At 63.1% G+C, this 17,725-nt stretch carries 16 protein-coding genes; 8 read left to right on the forward strand and 8 right to left on the reverse strand.

Annotated features, from left to right (window positions below):
- The first annotated feature begins 173 nt into the window (after positions 1–173).
- Both KXR83_RS16275 and KXR83_RS16280 read left to right on the forward strand, forming a co-directional pair.
- Positions 174–1,880: a GAF domain-containing sensor histidine kinase gene (locus KXR83_RS16275; protein WP_437425859.1), complete on the forward strand. Its 1,707-nt coding sequence runs from the start codon at positions 174–176 to the stop codon at positions 1,878–1,880.
- Positions 1,881–2,006: 126 nt separating this feature from the next.
- Positions 2,007–2,900, forward strand: coding sequence for a universal stress protein (locus KXR83_RS16280; RefSeq protein WP_437425691.1), 894 nt, complete (start codon positions 2,007–2,009; stop codon positions 2,898–2,900).
- Positions 2,901–3,006: 106 nt separating this feature from the next.
- On the opposite strand, the gene KXR83_RS16285 is transcribed toward KXR83_RS16280, so the two are convergent.
- The 3 genes from KXR83_RS16285 to KXR83_RS16295 form a co-directional block, all read right to left on the reverse strand.
- Positions 3,007–3,987 (reverse strand): Acg family FMN-binding oxidoreductase, encoded by a 981-nt coding sequence (locus KXR83_RS16285; RefSeq protein WP_437425692.1) that lies wholly within the window; start codon positions 3,985–3,987, stop codon positions 3,007–3,009.
- Between the two features lie 66 nt (positions 3,988–4,053).
- Positions 4,054–4,704 (reverse strand): response regulator, encoded by a 651-nt coding sequence (locus KXR83_RS16290; protein ID WP_437425693.1) that lies wholly within the window; start codon positions 4,702–4,704, stop codon positions 4,054–4,056.
- An 83-nt stretch (positions 4,705–4,787) separates the two neighbouring features.
- Positions 4,788–5,678, reverse strand: coding sequence for a universal stress protein (locus tag KXR83_RS16295; protein ID WP_437425694.1), 891 nt, complete (start codon positions 5,676–5,678; stop codon positions 4,788–4,790).
- Between the two features lie 185 nt (positions 5,679–5,863).
- On the opposite strand from KXR83_RS16295, the gene KXR83_RS16300 reads away from it, so the two are divergent.
- On the forward strand, positions 5,864–6,754 hold the full coding sequence (locus KXR83_RS16300) for a universal stress protein (protein ID WP_437425695.1): 891 nt from the start codon (positions 5,864–5,866) through the stop codon (positions 6,752–6,754).
- Between the two features lie 46 nt (positions 6,755–6,800).
- On the opposite strand, the gene KXR83_RS16305 is transcribed toward KXR83_RS16300, so the two are convergent.
- Genes KXR83_RS16305 through KXR83_RS16325 form a run of 5 tightly spaced genes read right to left on the reverse strand, consistent with a single transcriptional unit; the run spans position 6,801 to position 12,088 of the window.
- Positions 6,801–7,334 (reverse strand): N-acetyltransferase family protein, encoded by a 534-nt coding sequence (locus KXR83_RS16305; protein ID WP_437425696.1) that lies wholly within the window; start codon positions 7,332–7,334, stop codon positions 6,801–6,803.
- 10 nt (positions 7,335–7,344) lie between these two features.
- A complete protein-coding gene (locus KXR83_RS16310) occupies positions 7,345–10,101 on the reverse strand; it encodes a cation-translocating P-type ATPase (RefSeq protein ID WP_437425697.1) in 2,757 nt (918 codons plus the stop codon).
- On the reverse strand, positions 10,088–10,522 hold the full coding sequence (locus KXR83_RS16315; protein ID WP_437425698.1) for a PadR family transcriptional regulator: 435 nt from the start codon (positions 10,520–10,522) through the stop codon (positions 10,088–10,090). Before KXR83_RS16315 ends, KXR83_RS16310 begins: the two co-directional genes overlap by 14 nt.
- Positions 10,509–11,540 carry a zinc-binding alcohol dehydrogenase family protein gene (locus KXR83_RS16320; RefSeq protein ID WP_437425699.1) on the reverse strand — a complete coding sequence of 344 codons (1,032 nt, stop codon included), beginning with the start codon at positions 11,538–11,540 and terminating at the stop codon, positions 10,509–10,511. The genes KXR83_RS16315 and KXR83_RS16320 overlap by 14 nt, the downstream gene beginning before the upstream one ends.
- A 41-nt stretch (positions 11,541–11,581) precedes the next feature.
- Complete coding sequence (locus KXR83_RS16325; protein WP_437425700.1) at positions 11,582–12,088, reverse strand: flavodoxin domain-containing protein; 507 nt, start codon at positions 12,086–12,088, stop codon at positions 11,582–11,584.
- A 226-nt stretch (positions 12,089–12,314) separates the two neighbouring features.
- Here KXR83_RS16325 and KXR83_RS16330 point away from each other — a divergent pair, with 226 nt between their 5' ends.
- The 5 genes from KXR83_RS16330 (at position 12,315) to adhP (ending at position 17,702) form a co-directional block, all read left to right on the forward strand.
- On the forward strand, positions 12,315–12,698 hold the full coding sequence (locus KXR83_RS16330; protein ID WP_317714577.1) for a hypothetical protein: 384 nt from the start codon (positions 12,315–12,317) through the stop codon (positions 12,696–12,698).
- Complete coding sequence (locus KXR83_RS16335; RefSeq protein ID WP_317714578.1) at positions 12,695–15,064, forward strand: heavy metal translocating P-type ATPase; 2,370 nt, start codon at positions 12,695–12,697, stop codon at positions 15,062–15,064. Before KXR83_RS16330 ends, KXR83_RS16335 begins: the two co-directional genes overlap by 4 nt.
- Complete coding sequence (locus tag KXR83_RS16340) at positions 15,061–16,020, forward strand: hypothetical protein (RefSeq protein ID WP_317714579.1); 960 nt, start codon at positions 15,061–15,063, stop codon at positions 16,018–16,020. The genes KXR83_RS16335 and KXR83_RS16340 overlap by 4 nt, the downstream gene beginning before the upstream one ends.
- A gap of 215 nt (positions 16,021–16,235) precedes the next feature.
- Complete coding sequence (locus KXR83_RS16345; protein WP_317714580.1) at positions 16,236–16,364, forward strand: hypothetical protein; 129 nt, start codon at positions 16,236–16,238, stop codon at positions 16,362–16,364.
- Positions 16,365–16,673: 309 nt separating this feature from the next.
- A complete protein-coding gene (gene adhP / locus KXR83_RS16350; protein ID WP_317714581.1) occupies positions 16,674–17,702 on the forward strand; it encodes an alcohol dehydrogenase AdhP in 1,029 nt (342 codons plus the stop codon).
- Positions 17,703–17,725: the final 23 nt, after the last annotated feature.

Here is a 17,725-nt window from a genome sequence, read left to right on the forward strand (position 1 = left end):
GATACGTTCGTGTTGTCAGCGGAGTAGGATCTTGCTGAGTTCTCTTCGGAGACGAGTACCCTCGCTGAGAAGTAGCGAATCGGCGATGGCGCGACATCGATTCCGCCATCAGCTTGAAGGATTTGCTGGTGCAGACTGCTACTGAGTGTGAAGTCGAGATCGGGCCGGGGTTCATGGATTCGTCAGCGGACATACGCGCAACGATGTCTCAGTTGCGCCTGGGTGAGCCTTTGCAAGAGGTCCAGGACCGGATCGGTCAGATCGCGATAGCACGCGAGCAGACCGACGGACTCATCGAGGCGATGCTCGTCGTCACGGCCGACCTCGATCTGGAAGCCACATTGCGTTCCATTGTGACCTCGGCGGTGAAGCTGGTCGACGCCAGATACGGTGCTCTGGGAGTGCGGGGCAGAGGTCACGATCTGGCAGCGTTCATTCACCACGGGATCGACGCAGAGACTCGTGCCAAGATTGGGCCTCTACCTACAGGCCAAGGTGTCTTGGGATTGCTGATCGATCAGCCGAAGCTGGTTCGTCTCGATGATCTGTCCGAGCATCCCGACTCAGTGGGGTTCCCGTCCCACCACCCGCCCATGACCACGTTCCTGGGCGCACCCATCAGGGTGCGCAACGAGATCTTCGGGAACATCTACCTCACCGAAAAAAACGGCGGGGGTCGCTTCACCGAAGACGACGAGGTAATCATTCAGGCTCTCGCGTCGGCAGCGGCCATCGCCATCGACAATGCTCGTCTGTATGAGGAATCACAGTCCCGGCTTGCGTGGATCGAGGCCACCCGCGACATCCGGACTGAGTTACTGGCAGGCGCGGATATCGACGCCGTCCTCGAGATGATTGCGCGCAAAGCGCTCAACCTCACCGACGGCGACGTTGCTTTCATCGCTCGGCCCGACGATCCCGAGCAACCGCATGACTCGGTGGACGAGCTGGTTGTCACTATTGCAGAGGGTGAGTTTGCCACTGAGTTGCTGGGATGCACCATACCTGTGGAGGGGTCCACTTCCGGTGCAGCATTCTCGAGGCTTACGCCCTTTCTTCGCGAAAAGCTCGAGTACGACCTGGCTCCGGATGATGTCGGTACGCGCGGACCCGCGATGGTCGCCCCGATGAGCACGGGTGATTCGTTCAACGGCGTGCTGGTGGTCCTTCGAAGGACTGACCAACGACCGTTCAGCGAAGAAATGCTCGCGTTGGTCGCGAACTTCGCTGATCAGGCGGCGCTGGCGCTGTCAATGGCGGCGGCGATTCATCGCACACGTGAGCTCGAAGTGCTCGCCGACCGTGACCGCATTGCCAGAGACCTGCACGACCACGTCATCCAGCGGATTTTCGCGGCCGGAATGAACCTGCAGGGGACGCTGCAGCGCACTCAATCCCCCGACGTGCGCAGGCGCCTCACCGAGACGATCAACAATCTGCAGGACATCGTGCAGGAAATCCGTACCACCATCTTCGACCTGCAAAGCGACGGGCAGGAGACGACGCGGCTGCGGCAACGGGTTCATGAGGTGGTCGATCAGCAGGTCGGCGATGCGGCACTCAAGACCTATATGCGGATGTCCGGACCGTTGTCGGTGGTCGAACCCGGACTGGCAGATCACGTCGTGGCCGTCGTTCGGGAGGGGGTGAGCAACGCTGTCCGATACGCCGCCGCCGAGACGATCACGGTGACGATCTCAGTGGACAACAACCTCACGGTCGAAGTGACCGACGACGGTACAGGGATGGCCGACGACATCACGCCCAGCGGACTGGCGAACCTGCGGGTTCGTGCTGAGCGGCTCGGTGGCGACATGGTGTTGTCGACACCCGACAGCGGTTCGGGTCTCACGCTCAGGTGGCGCGTGCCTCTGCCGTAGGGAGGAGATTCCGCACACTATGTCCTGGGGTGACGAAAGTCCTTAGAAGTCATGCTCAAAGCCAGCTGTGGAACCAGATCGATTTCGCGTTGACTGCGAACAGCCACCTTGGAGAGGAAGACTTCGATGACGACTGAGAGCACAACGGCGCCGGTGATCGTAGGGATCGACGGATCGCAATCGGCGCTCGGCGCCGCGCGCTGGGCCGCAGAATATGCCGAAAAGGTCAATGCGCCCGTAGAACTGGTGTTCGCCCTGCCGGGTAACGACTGGTACATGGCGTTGGGGGAAGCTGCGCTGATCAGTGAACGCGCACTGCTTGATCAGCTGCGCGAAGTCGGGGCCCGGTATCTGAAAGAGGCCCAGGAGGCCACGGGCAAGGCAGCATCCACTGTACGAACCACCGCCACCATCAGCGAAGACGAGATCGTCGACTTCATCCGGAAACGATCGCCCGATGCGCAGCTCGTTGTGATCGGCTCGCGACGTTCGGGGCCGGTCCGAGATCTGCTGCTGGGTAGCCAGGTCATCCCCATCACCAATGCCGCACAGTGCCCCGTGCTCGCATGGCGTCCATCCGCGGACGCCGCAGTGGACATGCACACTGACGTCGTGGTGGGAATCGATGGGTCGGAGCATGCCGACAAGGCCCTCCTCGCGGCGTTCGAACATGCCCACCTCACCGGTACCCGATTGGTGATCGCACACTTCTGGCAGGTCTCGGCACTGGTCGGTGTCGGGTACGCCGGCGCCTTGATCGACTGGGAGCAACTTCGCGACAACGGAAACGCCTGGCTGCGTGATCACGTCGCCGGCATGCGCGACAAGTTCCCCGATGTCGAGGTCCGCCTGATCTACGGGGATGCCTCCCCGGCGCACGGACTGGCCGATCTGTCGGCATCGGCCGGTGTAGTGGTCGTCGGTTCACGCGGCCGCGGTGCTGTCAGTGGAACTCTCCTTGGCTCGGTCAGTCAGAATCTTCTCCACCATTCTCGTTGCTCGGTGCTGGTGGTCCATTGACCCGCAGTTTGAATATCGAACGACGAAGGTGGTCCGCGAAAATGAGCGCGGACCACCTTCGTTGTCGACGGAGACGTGAGAGAGCATTCAGAGCGAACAGTGGGAGCTAGACGATGTCGAAAACGTCCTCGACCGGCCGCCTGGGCGTCAACTTCGGCGTCGGCCCTTCTCGTATGCCTATGCGGACGAGTACCTGAGGCTGTCCGACCCCGTCGATCAACCGGCTGATCGTGGCTGTGCCGGCGGGCGACTCTGTCATATGGGAGACGATGCAGGTGCTCAGACCGGCCACCGTCGCTTCGAGAAGCAACACGGACAACGCCTCTCCGCATCGGAGCAGGTCGTGTCGACCACCGGTGGGACTGGATAACACAACTATTGCCGCCTCGTCAGCCGAGATGTCCGCTCGCCGGGGCTGACCTGTGGCAGCGGGTGAGAAGTCCCGGGCCACTGGCACACGTTCCGCCTCGGACGCCGTGAGCAGGGTAGGTGTGGGCACGCCTTCGTTGCTGTCTCGACCGTCGCGGTCTGACGTCCACCAATCCAATTCGGTGTGGTAGGCGTAGTCATAGCGCCGTTCGGCCGCAATGGCTTTGGACGTTCTCGCCACTTCCTGACGACTGGTCTCCGGAAGAAGCGACAGCCGAGCGTCGATCGTGGGTGTGACACCGTCGAGAACGGACTGCAAGGTGGGTTCGGCGGGTGCCCGCATAGGCAATCTGTCGGTGAATCTTCGTTTGATGGCAGCTCCGCGCTCGCCGAAGGCGGGAAGCGGCGGCCGGCGACCACCGAACTCGATGGTCGCCACGTGGTCTGGGCGGTTGGGATTGGGCAGCCGGCTTATCGAGGTACGGAAACCAGAAGCGGCACTTGCGGCCTCGAGATGGTGCAGGACTGCGCCGAGGCTGAGGACCATCTGTCGACCGTGGGGGTCCGCGACGAGAACTGCGTGGCGGGCATCGGCATTCAGTCGGAGTTCGGTTCCGTTCAGAGTCCAGAGCCACGGCTGGCTGTTGTGGACAGAGGGGGCGCGGCAGGCCAGTTCGATGATCGTGCGGAGTGTGTCGGCATCGGGCTGCTGAGTCACGTTGTGGTCCTTGGTTGCCGTCCGGGGTCTTAGGTCACCGGAAGAGGGGGAGAGGGCCGCCGCCGATCACCTCTTGGGCTGGTCGCCGGGCTTGTCGAGCTTGGTAGCGTACACAGCTGCCTGTGTGCGGCGTTCCATACCCAATTTCGCCAGCAATCTCGAGACGTAGTTCTTGACCGTTTTTTCGGCCAGGTGCATGCGCGCGGCAATCTGCCGGTTGGTCAGGCCCTCCCCGAGAAGTGCTAGCAGAGTCTGTTCCTGCTCGGTCAATCCGTCGAGCGGCCCCGGCGCGTTCTGCCGGGTCCGTAGTCGGTCCATGAGCGCCGCCGCGGCGCGATTGTCGAGCAGCGACTTACCTGCGCCGACTTCTTTGATCGCCCTCGTCAACTCCATACCGGTGATGTCCTTGACGACGTATCCGCTTGCGCCGGCAAGGATCGCGTCGAGCATGGCCTGGTCCTCGGTGAACGAGGTGAGCATCAGACACCGCAGGCCGTCGAGTTTGGTGAGCACCTCCCGGCACAGCTCGATGCCATTGCCGTCAGGCAAACGGACATCGAGGACGGCCACATCGGGTCGCAGGGCCGGTATTCGGGCCAGAGCTTGCGCACAGGTGCCGGCCTCACCGATGACAGTCAGTTCAGGGTCGGAGTCGATGAGTTCGATCAGCCCCCGGCGAACGATTTCGTGGTCGTCGACCAGGAACACTGAAATCACGTTGACCTCCTCAGATAATGCACCGTAGCGCGGCCCGGCCAGTCTAGGGACTGGCAACCTCTGGCAGCACTACGGCATGCATATCATGGCCGGGCGATGAGTACAGGACTCGTCGCCGAGTGCAGCACAGCCCGACTGGTCGAGCCGAGCAACCTGGCAGTGAAGTCGCTGCGACCTCGCGAGCCCACCACGAGCAGGCAGGCATTGGATGCGGCATCACGAAGCGCTCCGACAGGATCACTGTTGAACACCTGCAGCGACACCTCGAGGTCCGGATACTGCTCGCGATAGCCGGCCAGGCTTTCGGCCAGCACGGCTTCCTCTGCAGTTCGCGCTTCGGTCCACGACAGTTTGGCATGGTCCGTGGCGAACACCGAGTGCACCTTGCTGAAGTTCCAGGCGTGAATCGCCACCAGTTTAGCGCCTCGCAGGTCTGCCTCTTCGAACGCCATCTGCACAGCTCTCCGGCTGGCCGCCGACCCGTCCACCCCAACCACCACAGTGTTGGGCAACGTTTCCGGCATGGCGCCGGACCGCGCAGGTATAATCGCTACCGGGCACTCGGCGTGCGCCGACATCGCGGATGCGACCGACCCGAGTAGGCCTGGGACGCTGTGTGTTTCACCATGGGCGCCGAGGACGAGCAGCTGCGCGTTCTCAGAAACCCTGCGCAATCCGACACGTGGTTCGCACAGAAGCATCTTCGTGTCGATCGCGATGTCAGCGCCGGCCTTGAGAACCTCCGCCAATGCCAGCGAACTTGCCTCGGCGAGGTCCTTGTGAGCGCGCTCGCGAAGAAGGTTGAAGTACCGATCTGGAATCGGGTAGTCGCTGAGGGTGATCAGGTCATCATCGACGCAGCACAACATCTTCAGCGAGCTCGAGCGCAGAATGGCTTCGCGTGCCGCCCATCGCACCGCGTCGAGCGCCTCCTTCGATCCATCGACCCCTACCACCACCGGTTGCTTGTCCATCATGAGTCCTTTGCGCTCGAGTTGTCCGTGTTGATCACGACTCTCTCCTCCGCGGGCGAATGTTCATAGGGCCCCTGGGCATCTGCCTGGGTGCCCAAAGGCACTTGGGACTGCGGACGCACCCGGCAAGACTGGGAAGAGTTCATTGGTGCGGTTGCCACAGGCCGCTGTCGAAAGGTGCTGCCATGTCGAGTGTTCTGCCGGTGATCGTGGGGATCGACGGATCGTCGAAGGCGCTCGACGCCGTGAGGTGGGCTGCGAAGGACGCGGCGCTGCGCTCTTTGCCGCTGACCATCGTCACCGCGCTTCATGCACGGACCCCATCGTTCTCCGATGCCGTCAACCTGCGGAGCGACAGTTCGGCAATCGAGAGGCATCACGCGGAGGGGATCCTCACCGAGGCGGAGAAGGTGGCCCGAGAATGGGCGGCGGAGACACAGCTTCAAGTCTCCACGCTTATCGAACGGGGCCCGGTGGCCGACGTCCTGGTACGTCTTGGCCAGACCGCAGCGATGCTGGTGGTCGGATCCCGCGGCCTGGGCGAATTCACCGGCGGGCTGATCGGATCAGTGAGCACGGCGGTCGCAACACACGCCCGATGCCCGGTGACGGTTGTCAAACCGCCGGCGCACATTTCGCTCGGGCGAACGGCTCCGGTGGTTGTCGGTGTCGATGGCACCACAAACAGTGAGCCGGCGTTGGAGCAAGCGCTGTGTGAGGCAGCCCTGCGGGGCGTCGAGTTGGTGGCGGTGCACGCGCTGGTCGACGTGGACGCCGACCGGGCGTTCCCCGAAGGATTGGCAAAGAGCCTGTTCCCACCGGAAATCCTCGATGAGATGGCGTTGGCGCAGATGCTGTCGAGCTGGCAGGAGCGATTCCCGAACGTTCAGATCCGGCCTCGGGTGGTACGCGACCGACCTGTTCGGCAACTGGTCCACGAAGCCGACACCTCCCAGCTGGTGGTCATGGGTAGCCGCGGGCGAGGCGGCTTTCCGTCCATTCTGATCGGCTCGACCAGCCAGGCAGTCCTGCACACCGTGCAGGTACCGGTGATGATCGTTCCCACAGCACGTTGATCGGAACGAGGCCCCCACCGATCGACGTTCAGGGCGGGCAAGGTCGTCACGGAGGGGGAGCAGCGAGGTCGCCGGCCTTCAGGTCGATGTCCAGAGACATGGTAGAGCCGTCTAGATGTAGCCGGTGACCAAGACCCAGCTCGCGGATGACCTGAAGCATGAGACTGTTCTCTGCCAGGACTTCAGCGGTCATCCATTGAATCCCCGCAGCGCGGGCGTGTGCTGCCAGACGCGTGAGCAGTGCGGATCCGATGCCGTGTGATTGTGCGTTGTGGTCGACGATGATCGCGATCTCGACGTCGGAGTGTGGACGGTTCTGGGGCAGCGGTCCGCGCACGTAGTTTGCGACACCGAGAAGGTGGTCGTCACGAAACGCGCCGAGCGCACAGTCCCCGTCATCTTGCCGGCACGTGTATTCGGCCAGCGCCCGTAGGTGTTTGGGGCGGGCTCCGAAGAAGCGCATATATGCGTCGTGCTCGTTCAGCCGGGCATACAGCTGTTCGACAGCGGGCACGTCGTCCTGGTTCAGGGACCTGATCGACACATCAGACGGGAGAGCATGGACAACGGGTCCTGGCACGACGCGAATACTACTCACTGTGCTGACTTTTCACTGCTGTCTTCGCTGTGGCGGCACCTACGGCAGCCCGTCGTCGGCCGCGCGCCTTGAAGATCTCATCGGCGCCCAGGACGATGAACGGCATGGGTAGCAGCCACATGGCGAGATGCAGAGGTGGGTTGACTGTCCCAAAAATGTTCTGCAAGAACGGGACTGTGACAATGAGTGCAACGAAAGCGATCTCGAACGCGATTCCCCACAGCAACAGCCGATTGGTGCCGATACCGACGTCGCGTAACGACGCACGTTGGGTCCGGGACGCCAGGGCCGTACCGATTTGGCAGGACACGATCCCCAGAAAACTCATGGTTGTGGCGAGTTGCCAGGTGTCGTGGGCCGCTCCGTGCGACACCGAGGCGCCCCAGCTCCAACCACCGTCGAGCAATGTTCCCAGAAAGAGCCCGAGTACCAGCAACGCTGAGACACCGCCAAGTATTCCCCAGGACCGTAGTAGAACCTCACGGCTGACGACGTTCTGAGTTCGCTTGTGTGGTGGGCGGTCCATCAACCCGGGTTCGGCGCGTTCGCGCCCCAGCGCCAGCGCCGGCAACGTTTCGGTGCCGAGATCGATGGCGAGAATTTGCATGACCGTCAGCGGCAGAGGTATCTGCCCACCCGAAAGGGCGTACAGCAGAAACGGAACCACTTCAGGAGTGGCGTGGGCGAAGATGTACACGATGAACTTGCGGACATTGTCATAGACCCGTCGACCGGCCTGCACGGCCGTGACAATGGTGGCGAAGTTGTCGTCGGTGAGCACCATGGTTGCGGCTTCTCGCGCGACGTCGGTGCCCGATCTACCCATCGCGACACCGATGTCCGAACGGCGCAGGGCCGGTGCGTCGTTCACACCGTCCCCGGTCATCGCCACCACGTGGCCCTGGCTGCGCAATGCATCGGTTATCCGGAGCTTGGCTTCCGGGGAGCTGCGAGCGAACACGATCTCACCTGGTGAGGCGAGCAACGTGTCGAGGTCCGCCTCCGGCATGGCCTCGAGCTCGGCGCCGCTGACCACACGAAGGCCCGTGGTGGAACCAATACCCACGCTCTCCGCTATTCCCTTGGCGGTGAGCCCGTGATCGCCGGTCACCACGAGAATGCGTATACCGGCCGAGTGGCAGTTGGCCACCGCATCAGCCACCTCTGGCCGAGGCGGGTCGATGAGCGCCACGATGGCGACCAGAGTCAGATCGGTCTCGGCGTCGTTGCGATCAAGGGTGGCCACGGCGGTGGCGTCAATGCCTCGGTCGGCGACAGCCAGGAGCCGAAGTCCTTCACTGGCCCACTGATTCACCAGCGAGGAGATCTGTGAGCGGTCATCAGCGGTGAGCAATCGATCGGTGTCATCGACAATTCGAGAGCACCGCTGCAGCAACTCTTCCGGAGCACCTTTGACATTGATGGTGGTGCCGCCGGCTGAGCGCGTCACCGTGGACATCCGGCGTAGGGCGGATTCGAAATGGTATCCACGTAATAGCTCGTCGCCGTGTGCGGACGATGGGAGAAGCATTTCTCTCGCGGCGCGCAGCACGGCCACCTCGGTGGGGTCCCCGTGCTCGAGGGTGTTGCCCGCGTCGTCGGTGGTGATTGTGGCCGTGCAGCAGTTGATCATCACCCGGGCTGCACGCTGCGCTGCCGTATCGGGGTGGTCAGTGGGAAGTGCGATGTCACCCTGAGGTGTCCACATCTTTGTTGCTTGCATTTTGTTCTGTGTGAGGGTGCCGGTCTTGTCGGTGCAGATCACCGTCGTGGAGCCGAGCGTTTCAACTGCTGAAATCCTTTTCACCAGCGCCCCACTGCGGGCAAGCACACGGACACCCAGTGCGAGGGCGAGGGTGATGGTGGGTAACAGACCTTCGGGAACATTTGCGACAAGCAGACCGATCGCGAAGTTCACCGAATCCTGCAGTGAGAGGCCGGCAAGGAGAGTTCCCAGAGGAATGAAGGCGAGACCCATCACCACCGCCACTCCCGCGATCAGCCAGGCTACCCGCTTCACTTGCGCTTCCAGCGGGCTTTCCTCGTGGGTGACTCGCTGAGACAGGGCTGCGATACGGCCCAACTCTGTCCGCATGCCGGTGGCGAAGACGACGGCGCGCGCCTCGCCTCCGACGATGTTGGTTCCACTGAAAACGATGTCGGTCGCTTCTATGAGCGGACCGGCGGCCCCTGTCCTGCGTGTGGCGACGTGGACTGTTGCGGACTCTCCGGTGAGTGCGGAAAGGTCGACGTCGACCGAGCCGTCGATGAGTCGTGCGTCTGCTGACACTCGGTCACCTTCGGACAGGTGGATGACGTCACCCGGCACCAGCGACGCTGCCGCCACATCTTGTTCGGGGCCTTGGCGCATTACGCGCGCGGTCTCGGGGATGATCGCCGACAGTGCCTCCACTGCCTGCTCGGCGTGGCGTTCCTGAACGAAGGCAAAGCCGGCGTTGATGATGACCACCGCGACAATGGCAACGGACAATGGCTGCGAATCACTGATCCACGCCAGTGCAGCGGCCAGCCACAACAACAAAGCGAGAGGGTGGGTCAGTTGACGCAACACCTGCCGGGACCAATGGCTGCGGCGTTGCCGGACAAGTTGATTGAGACCGTAGACGACAGCACGTCGAGAGACTTCACGATCGGAGAGCCCGGTGGTGCTGGTCTCCAGGTCACGGAGTAGACCGTCGATCGACTCCTGCGGATCGAGTCGCTGTGATTGCTGCCTACCGGTAGCCAAATTCCCAACCCGTACCTTCGTTGTCGCCGCTCGGCTCGACACTGCTGCGGACCCTGTGGAAGCCGCCGCCCAGTACGGAGTGGTCGTGGGGCACGGTCTCCATGTCCAGGGGTGCCGCGGGCAGGGCGTCACCGAACACCTCGTGGCTGAGTTTGCTCAACGCCCTGAGGTCGCGAGCCAATTCCATCCTCCCTGAAGGGGTTCCGCGATAGATCCACTGCTGGTGGCCGTCGATCAACCGGTGATCGGCGTTCAGGAGCCCTTCCTTGACGAGTTCATCGAGCGCGGTGTGCAGATCGGTCGCGCTGAGCCGGTATTGATGTCGGGCGAGCTCTTCGGTCATCTGCTGCTCCGAGATGGCTTCCTTCGTAGCTCTACCCAGAATGTGCAGTCGGACGGCCGAGCGGTCAATGAGTCGCATCGTCGTCACCTTTCTTGTGGGGGCACAGCACCGCGGCGCCCGAGAATCGGCCGGCCTTGAGGTCGCGCAAGGCTGTCAAGGCCCCCTCGAGCGGATACGTTGTGGTCGTGACGTGCAGCCGGTGTTTCTGAGCGATGTCGAGGAATTCTCGCGCGTCGTCGCGCGTATTGGCTTCGACGCTGTGGATCTGCTTCTCGTGGAACAGATGACGCTGGTAGTTCAGAGGCGGCGTGTCGCTCATATGGATACCGGCCAGCGAAACAGTCCCACCATGGTCGAGCGCTTGCAGAGCGACAGGGACAACATCGCCGACCGGCGCGAAGATGATTGCCGAGTCGAGCGGTTCGGGCGGGGTGTCATAAGTGTCGCCTACTGATGCCGCGCCGAGTTCGAGCGCCAAATCCCTGGCGGTCTGATCGCGGGTCATGACGTGCACCGTGGCGCCCTGCTCGATGGCGACTTGTGCGGTCAGGTGCGCGCTGCCGCCGAAGCCGTAAATCCCGAGCCGCCCGCCCGGCGGCAGGTCAGCACGCTTGAGCGCGCGGTAGCCGATGATGCCGGCGCACAGGAGCGGCGCAAGATGTTCGATGTCATATCCGGCGGGGAGTGCGAGTGCGTAGTCGGCGGGCACCGCGACATACTCGGCGTAACCGCCGTCGTGGTCCCACCCGGTGTATTCCGAACTCGGACAGAGGTTTTCCTTCCCTGCACGACAATACTTGCAGGTGCCACACGTATGGCGTAGCCAAGGAACACCGACAAGGTCGCCCACTCGGAAGGTTGTCGACGTCCCATCGGCGATGTGCACAATCCGGCCGACGATCTCGTGTCCTGGGATCACGCCGGATCGGTGTGTCGGAAGGTCTCCCTCGGCGATGTGCAGATCGGTTCGGCATATCCCGCACGCCTCGACCGAAAGTAGGAGCTCACCGGTTCTCGGCACTGGCCTCGGGGTGGTCACCAGCTTGATCAGGTTTGCTGTGACAGGCCCGGGCTCGGTCACCCGCCATGCGCGCATCTGGTGCTTCCACTTCCTCTGTGTGACGTGACGTGGCCCGGTCAGCGAGCTGAGGTCCCGGCCAGGGACTCGCTGATCGTCTGTGCCCACTCGGCGATTTCTTCGGTTGAACGGTTGTCGCCGTCGGTCGCGTGTACCGCGGAGGCTACAAATCGCTCGCCGCGGCTGAGTGTCGACCGGTCGAGTTTCCCCCCGAACGTGTGGTGATCGCGGGCCCATGGTGCGGTCGCCCACTTGGTGCCAGGTGCGGGTGTGTCGTCGGCGGCAACCGGTCCGCTCGAGAAGAGCCACACCGGAATCGATTCGAACTGTTCGAGCTCCCGATCGACGAGTTTGCGAGCACTCTTGAGCCAGCGTCCCATGTACACGGCACTGCCCAAGATCACGGCGTCGTACTCGGAGACATCGTCGACCTGTTCGGCATCGCGGGTGTCTACTCGGGCGTCGACTCCGTGATCGCGGAGACCTGTGGAGATTTCGGCGCCGAGTTGTTCCCCGATCTCACGAGTCGCCCCGTGCCGGCTCGCGGTTGCTACCAGAATCTTCATCTTTGCCCCATTCGGTCGTGACACTGTTCAGCTCGCTAAACAAGTCAACCGCTGCAGCACCTTCCGTCATCAGAGGCGTTGGACGGCGTTCGATGAGGCAGATGGACAGGCGTGTCGGGGTCGAAAGTCACTATCCGGCCGCGGGGTTTCCCGGCAGGGTGGAACCACCCAACAGCTGCCCGGCTTCGGACGGGCTGTACGAGCCGAGACGGTGGTGGAGGAAGACATGGATTTTGAGCTGCGCTTCTCCCGGTGGTTCGTGCCCCTCGCGACGCCGCTCGGGATGGGCCCACGGAGGTCAGTTGTGCGAATTGACACCGCTTCGCACTCGATGGTCGTCGAGATGGGTTGGGCCTTCAAAGCCCGGATCCCGTTGTCGTCCCTGGTGTCAGTTGGTCGTGGCCGACCCGCCTGGTCGGGGTGGGGTGTCCACGGCTGGGGTGGGTCGTGGTTGGTCAACGGTGCCTCCCACGGGATCGTGGCTTTGACCATCGACCCGCCGGCGCAGGCCAGGGCAGTTGGTTTCCCGGTCAGGCTCCGCCATCTTCGAGTCAGTGTCACCGAACCCGTCGCTCTCATTTCCGTGCTCAACCACGTGCAGGCCGCATGACGCGGAAGGGCGCAGCGCAAGCGCAAGAAGGTCGCCACCTCTGGTCGATCGAATGGTGGCTGTTGGCGGCTACGGTGGCGGCCTTGGCAACAGGCGGCATCGGATGGCTTTCTGGGGCGTCATGGTTCGCGGATGTGTGCTGGTCTCTCGGAACCGTTGCGGCACTCATACCTGCGCTGTGGTGGGTGATTGCGGGTCTGCGTAAAGGGCGGCTCGGGGTCGACATCATCGCCGTGCTGTCGCTGGCCGGAACGGTGATCGTCGGCGAATACCTGGCAGGTGTGTTGATCGGGGTCATGCTCGCGACCGGACGGGTGCTTGACGCAGCTGCCTCGCAACGTGCCTCTAGAGATCTACACGCATTGCTGGACCGTGCTCCACGAACCGCTCGTCGTCGAACGCAGACGGCGATCGAGGTGGTTCCCGTCGAGGACATCGCTGTCGGTGATGTCCTCTCGGTCGGTCCCGGTGAGATGGTCCCGGTGGACGGCCGGGTGGCGTCGGGCGGGGTAATCCTGGATGAATCCGCCCTGACGGGGGAATCCGTACCGGTGACCGTAGTAAACGGACAGGCCGTGCGGTCGGGAGTGGTCAACGCCGGGGATGCGTTCGAGTTGCTGGCCGGCGCCACCGCAGCCGAGAGTACCTACGCAGGAATCGTGCGTCTGGCAGGCGAGGCCGCCGCCGAACGAGCCCCAGTGGTACGACTCGCCGACCGTCTGGCTGCGGTCTTCCTGCCCATCACGATTCTGGTTGCGGGTGTGGCCGGGATTGCCGCCGGTTCGCTGACGCGAGCGGTCGCTGTTCTGGTCGTTGCGACGCCGTGTCCCCTTTTGCTCGCCGCTCCCATCGCCATCGTGTCGGGACTGTCGCGCTCGTCCCGCTACGGAGTGGTGATCCGTGACGGTGCTGCGTTGGAGAACCTGGGCCATGCGACGACGTTGATCCTGGACAAGACCGGAACTCTCACCACTGGTCGACCTGGTGGAATAGATGTCACTGCGGCTCCTGGTGGGAACGCGGACGAGGTGCTCAGGCTCGCCGCATCGGCTGATCAGATCTCGCCGCACGTGATTGCCGAGGCCATCGTTCGCGAAGCGGTTGCGCGCTCTCTGGAGTTGGCCGTGCCACAGGCGGTGGCCGAAGAAGCGGGAAGCGGTGTCACTGCAGTTGTCGAGAGCCGTCGCGTGTCGGTGGGGATGCTGGACGTGACGTCAGGTGGGCCACCATGGGCAGACGCAGTGGTACAGCGCGCAGAATTCGATGGGTCCGTCATCGCGTGGGTGACCGTCGACGGCGTGCTCACCGGGGCGATCACCCTGGTCGACGAGGTGCGCCGCGACGCCCCCCGAACGCTGCGGCGACTTCGCTCGGCCGGACTGAACCGCGTGCTCATGGTGACCGGCGACCGTTCGCGACCAGCTCGGGAGATCGGGGCCATCCTGGGCCTTGACGAGGTGTACGCGGAGCAGTCACCAGCGGACAAAGTGGCCCGGGTGAGGACCGAGCGGGACCGTGCGGTCACGGTCATGGTGGGAGACGGCGTCAACGATGCTCCGGCACTCGCGGCCGCGACGATTGGAGTCGCGATGGGTGCGCGGGGGTCGACCGCGAGCTCAGAAGCCGCCGACATCGTGTTGACCACCGATCGCCTCGACAGGCTGGCCGATGCGATGGACATCGCACGGCGATCTCGACAGATCGCCATCCAGAGCGCCGCTGTCGGCATGGGGTTGTCGTTGGTGGCGATGGTTGTCGCTGCATTCGGTTGGCTGGCACCGGCCCCCGGTGCCCTCTTGCAGGAGGCGATAGATGTGGCGGTGATCGTCAACGCGTTACGTGCCCTCGGTGGCCATCGGAACCGTTCACGGCAGATATCCGCATCCACAAACACTATGCTGCAACACTTTTCAAGTGAGCACGATGACATGCGTGATCGTCTATCCGCCCTTGCCGTCACGGCGCAACTGGTAACGGCGGGGGACTCGGATGCAGCGTTGCCGGCCCTGCGTGAGGTCGACCATTTTTTGTCGACTCGCGTTCTGCCACACGAACGTGAAGAGGAACGGCAGCTGTATCCGGCGTTGGCCGAACCGCTGGGAAGTGAGGAGGCGACCGCGACGATGAGCCGTATGCACGCCGAGATCGATCGTCTGAGCCGTCGGATTCACGCTCATCTGGAACGGGCAGAAATCGGCGGCGCAATCGCTGCCGAGCAGCGTGATGACCTGGTGGCAACCCTCTACGGCCTCCATGAACTGCTGAGGCTGCACTTCGTCCAAGAGGAGCAGAACTACTTCACGTTGGCGACTACGACGGACGACCCGTCGACAACGGCCGCGTCGCCGGTCCGGGACCGCGGATGAACCGCGAACAACTCTGCGACTGGCTGCTGCTGGACAGTGATCCGGCCATCCGGTGGCAGGCGCTCAGAGACCTGACCTCTGCTGACCCCGCTCGAGTCGATCTCGAACGCAGCCACGTGGCGACCAGGGGATGGGGGAAGCAACTGCTGGCTGCCCAAGACACAACCGGCCGGTGGGCCGACGCCCTGTACAGCCCGAAGTGGACCTCGACCACGTATACGTTACTGCTGCTTCGATGGCTTGGCTTGCCTGAAGGCAACGAACAGGCCCTCGCGGGTTGTGGTCAATTATGGTCCGGCGCAGGAGTTCATGCTGGGGGCGGCCTCAACTTCTCGAAGAGCGTGACCACACCAGAGACCTGTGAGACCGGAATGGTGGTGCAGCTGACCGCCTACTTCGGATATCGAGACGAACGGCAGGACGCGACGGTGCGGTGGCTACTCACGCAGCAGCTGGATGACGGTGGTTGGAACTGTGAGACGCTGCGGACCGGCTCCCGGCATGGGTCTTTTCACACGTCCATCATCGTGCTCGAGTCGCTGCTCGACTACCGCCATGGTGGGGGGCCAGTGGTTGTCGACGAAGCTCTTGATCGTGGCCGTGAGTTCTTCCTCGCCCATCGGTTGTTCAAGTCCTATCGAACGAACTCGGCCGTCGATCCCGCATTCACCCGCTTTCCCTTCCCTCCGCAGTGGCACTTCGACGTCTTACGCGGGCTGGATTTCTTCCGACTCAGCGGTGCTGAGCCGGACGAACGGCTCGGCGACGCAGTCGAGGCACTACTCGCCGCCCAGAATCGAGACGGTAGGTGGCCGTACTACCGGTCGTACCCCGGGCGGCAGTGGTTCGCCATGGAATCGAGGGGACCGAGCCGATGGAACACGTTGCGGGCCAGCAGGGTGCTCGATTGGTGGAACTCCAGCGAGGACACGCGCCTCTCGTCGGGCACCTGGTGACCTTTGGCCCTTAACTACGATGAACGTGCGAGCGATGCTGTTGAGGTATCGCCGCGTGACGGACTCGTGGCACTGTTTTGATCAGGAACCAATGATGACCTATTTCGGTATACGCACTGCTGATGCTGGGTGTTCGGTCGCTTCACTGAAGACCGCGACCGGAGGGCAGTCTCTTGCTGGGGAGTGAACGGGGCAATTGGTTCGGACTTGCGCTCGTGGGATTGGTCTTCGCATCCTGTGCGGTGTTGTCGTTCTCGGTGTGGCTGACCGTCTTCTTCGGCCTGCTGGCCGCCTTGCAGGCCGTGGGCATGGTGGGTGAGAAGACAACCGCCTGGCCGGTGTGACAACCGCTCTGGGGCCCGCACCTGTCGACGGGAGTATGTGTCAGTGGTCGACGGTGACGGGTGGGTGGTCTGCGTGTCGCGAGAATCGCGAACGTCCGACCGTTTAGCAAGCCGGTATTGCGTTCGCAGAACGGCGCGCAGCGGCCGGCGAGCGATCATCTGATTCCTCGAGCGAGTGACAGTTGCCCCGCTTTCGGGGACTTTCGGCCCGGTTATCGCCGCAAGCTGCGTGATGGACTCAGATCATGGCGGCGGCAAACGGTCGCCCGATGCACGCACCGACAGACCCACAGAAGGAACGCCGAAGCGATGAACACAATGAAGGCCGCGCGGGTGCATGATTTCACCGAACCGCTTGTAGTCGAGGAGATCTCGATCCCTACCCCTGGACCGTACGAGGCAGTTGTCAAAGTTCAGTACTCGGGTGTGTGCCACACCGATCTCCATGCCGCCCGCGGTGATTGGCCGGTCAAGCCCGCCTTACCTTTTGTACCCGGCCACGAAGGTGTGGGAACGGTGATCGCAGTCGGAGACCATGTGACGCGATTGGCCATAGGGGACACGGTGGGGAACGCCTGGCTCTGGAGTGCATGTGGCGAGTGCGAATACTGCCAGACCGGCTGGGAGACTCTCTGTCCCCAGCAGACAAACGGTGGTTATTCGGTCGACGGATCGTTCGGCACGCACATGCTCGTGGACTCGCGGTACGCGCCGATCATTCCCGCCGGGGTCGACCTGGCAGCTGCGGGGCCGATCCTGTGCGCCGGTGTCACCGTCTACAAGGGGCTCAAGGTGACCGACACCCAACCCGGTGAATGGGTATTGATCTCGGGCATAGGCGGACTGGGACACATCGCTGTTCAGTATGCGACCGCGATGGGCCGCCGTGTGGTCGCCGTCGATGTCGATGACTCCAAGTTGGAACTCGCCAGACAACATGGGGCAGAGGTGACGGTGAACGCTGCCACCGTCGATGACCCCGCGGCGGAGATCACCGAGCGCACCAACGGTGGCGTACACGGCGCGTTGGTCACCGCAGTCAATGCACACGCTTTCCCGCAGGCTGTGGCGAGCCTGCGACGAGGTGGCACCGTAGCGCTTGTCGGATTACCACCTGAGGCCTTCCCCCTCGACATCTTCACCACCGTGCTGTTCGGTCTCACTGTTCGAGGGTCGATCGTAGGTACGCGCAGGGATATGACCGAAGCACTCGACTTCTTCGCGCGGGGTCTGATCAAGCCCACCTACGCAATTCGCACCCTGCCGGAAATCAACGACGTCTTCGCCGACATGAGCGCGGGCGACATCAGCGGGCGGATAGTACTCGACCTCACCTAGATGTCGAGACGCCCGACCCCAGC

It is taken from the genome of Williamsia muralis (assembly GCF_051487485.1).
In the GTDB taxonomy this organism is placed as follows: Bacteria; Actinomycetota; Actinomycetes; order Mycobacteriales; family Mycobacteriaceae; genus Williamsia; species Williamsia muralis_B.

Coding starts and splice junctions, on each gene's coding strand:
- KXR83_RS16320 (WP_437425699.1), bottom strand. CDS start 11,540: ATGCGCGCATGGCGGGTGACCGAGCCCGGGCCTGTCACAGCAAACCTG.
- KXR83_RS16295 (WP_437425694.1), bottom strand. CDS start 5,678: ATGGACAAGCAACCGGTGGTGGTAGGGGTCGATGGATCGAAGGAGGCG.
- KXR83_RS16325 (WP_437425700.1), bottom strand. CDS start 12,088: ATGAAGATTCTGGTAGCAACCGCGAGCCGGCACGGGGCGACTCGTGAG.
- KXR83_RS16300 (WP_437425695.1), top strand. CDS start 5,864: ATGTCGAGTGTTCTGCCGGTGATCGTGGGGATCGACGGATCGTCGAAG.
- KXR83_RS16280 (WP_437425691.1), top strand. CDS start 2,007: ATGACGACTGAGAGCACAACGGCGCCGGTGATCGTAGGGATCGACGGA.
- KXR83_RS16275 (WP_437425859.1), top strand. CDS start 174: ATGGATTCGTCAGCGGACATACGCGCAACGATGTCTCAGTTGCGCCTG.
- KXR83_RS16330 (WP_317714577.1), top strand. CDS start 12,315: ATGGATTTTGAGCTGCGCTTCTCCCGGTGGTTCGTGCCCCTCGCGACG.
- adhP (WP_317714581.1), top strand. CDS start 16,674: ATGAACACAATGAAGGCCGCGCGGGTGCATGATTTCACCGAACCGCTT.
- KXR83_RS16315 (WP_437425698.1), bottom strand. CDS start 10,522: ATGCGACTCATTGACCGCTCGGCCGTCCGACTGCACATTCTGGGTAGA.
- KXR83_RS16340 (WP_317714579.1), top strand. CDS start 15,061: ATGAACCGCGAACAACTCTGCGACTGGCTGCTGCTGGACAGTGATCCG.
- KXR83_RS16335 (WP_317714578.1), top strand. CDS start 12,695: ATGACGCGGAAGGGCGCAGCGCAAGCGCAAGAAGGTCGCCACCTCTGG.